This is a genomic window from Mesorhizobium sp. M7A.F.Ca.CA.004.04.2.1 (assembly GCF_004022825.1).
In the GTDB taxonomy this organism is placed as follows: Bacteria; Pseudomonadota; Alphaproteobacteria; order Rhizobiales; family Rhizobiaceae; genus Mesorhizobium.
On sequence record NZ_RZPH01001076.1, the window covers coordinates 1 to 1,961 of the forward strand.

At 64.4% G+C, this 1,961-nt stretch carries 2 protein-coding genes; both read left to right on the plus strand.

Annotated elements, in window-relative coordinates; all coding sequences use genetic code 11:
• Positions 1 to 1,265: glycosyltransferase family 39 protein (locus tag EN893_RS31435; protein WP_164901276.1), on the plus strand; the 1,265-nt coding region annotated here is incomplete at its 5' end.
• A 45-nt stretch (positions 1,266 to 1,310) separates the two neighbouring features.
• The coding region (locus EN893_RS31440; RefSeq protein WP_128362076.1) for a phosphatase PAP2 family protein at positions 1,311 to 1,961 on the plus strand (651 nt) is incomplete at its 3' end.

Sequence of the window (1,961 nt, forward strand, 5' to 3'; positions counted from 1 at the left end):
CCTTCGAGGGGCGTGACGCCAAGACCGACGCCATGCTGCTGGCCTGCTGCGTGGCGGCGCAAGGCGCGCTCGCTCAGATCTATCTGGCATCGCGCCGCAACGAACCGGTAGCGGCCCATCTGCCGTGGATATTCTGGGCCGCTCAAGGCCTTGGAATCCTTATCAAGGGGCCGGTGGCTCCGCTGTTGTCGGTGCTGACGGTCGCCGCCCTGTTTGCCTTCGAGCGCGACTGGCGCTGGCTCCTGAAGCTGAAGCTCGTGCGCGGTGTCGCCCTGGTGCTGTTCATCGTGCTGCCCTGGGTCGCCCTCATCACTTGGAAGAGCGGCGGCGCCTTCCTCAGTGATGCCGTCGGCAAGGACATGATGGCCAAGGTCGCCTCGGGCGAGGAATCGCACGGCCTGCCGCCGGGCTTCTACATGCTGACCTATTCCTTGTTCATGTGGCCGTTCGGTCTGATCGCGGTTGGCGCCGGGCTGCAGGCCCTCAACCGGTTGCGCGACGATCCGCGGCTGCGTTTCTGCCTCGCCTGGTACATTCCGTTCTGGCTGGTGTTCGAACTGATCCCGACCAAGCTGCCGCACTATGTCCTGCCGGCCTATCCCGGCATGGCGCTGCTGATCGGTTGGCTGTTGACCTTGCCGCCCCAGGAGGCGAATGCGCCGCTCAGGCGCTGGCAGGATTGGTTGTGGTGGTCGACCGCATTCGGTCTTGCCGTGGTCAGCCTTGGCCTGGCGGCGGTCTGCGTCGGAGCGCCGATCTATCTCACCGGCGCCTTCTCCTGGTGGAGCATCCCGGCCGCCGCGGCGGCGCTGGCGGCAGGATATTTCGCTTTTTCGCGACAGCTGCAAGTGCCGCTCTCCCGCATCGGCACAATCGCCGTCTGCGCGGGCATCACCTATGGACTGTTGTTCGGCGTCATCGCGCCTTCGCTGAAACCGATCTGGCTGAGCCCGGCGATCGAGGCGGCGTTCCAGGCCAACAGGCCTTGCGACACCACGGTGCTCGCTTCGGCGGAATATCACGAGCCGAGCCTGGTGTTCCTGGTCGGCACCAAGACCGTCCTGACCGATGTCGATGGCGTCGCCAAGCATCTGCTCGGCGATCCTGCCTGCGCCCTGGCTCTGGCGCAGGTCGGCGACGAGCAGAAACTGAATGGGTTGCTGGCGGCGCAAGGCAAGTCGGCGAACCGCGTTGCCGAGGTCGACGGCCTCAACTATTCGTCGGGAGACAAGCTGTCGCTCGGCCTCTATCGTGTAACCCAGTGACGGCTCGCCGATGCCCATGACGGCGACAATGGGGTCGAATTTCCTATGCTGGTGAAATCACGCCCGCCCGTTTCGAGCCTGCTCCTTGGGGTAGGGCGCCGGTCGCTCGACAATTTTCGCGATACGATGCAGATCGCCAAAAGCCGCCTTGCCACCCGCCCGGCCAGATACCCGAACGTTTTGTGGTCGGTCTGGGTGCTGGTCTGGGTTTTGCTGACGGCGGCAGCGTTTGTTCGTCTCGACACCCCGGCCGGAATGCTTCACGGCAAGTGGTCGGCGGGATTTGCCCGGACTGCCGACTTTTTCACCCAGTTCGGCCTGGGTGGCTGGTATCTCATTCCCTCAGTGCTTCTGCTTGTCGCCGCCAACCTGACGGATTGGCGAAGCCTCTCGCGGCGCTCGCTGATGCTGCTCTACAACTGGACCTGCCTGGCTTTTCTGGTGCTGTGCGCCACCGGCCTGTCGGGGATCGCCGTCAATGTGCTGAAATATGCCATTGGCCGGGCTCGCCCCCTCTATTACGAGGACTTTGGCGTGCTGACCCTGCACCCCTTCGCTTTCGATGCGCGCTTCGCCGGCTTTCCGTCCGGCCATGGTACGACGATGGGCGCGGTGTTCGGGGTCGCTTTGCTGTTGTTTCCGCGGCGCTGGTACATCGCCCTGGCGATCACCGCTTGTATCGCCTCGACCCGTATC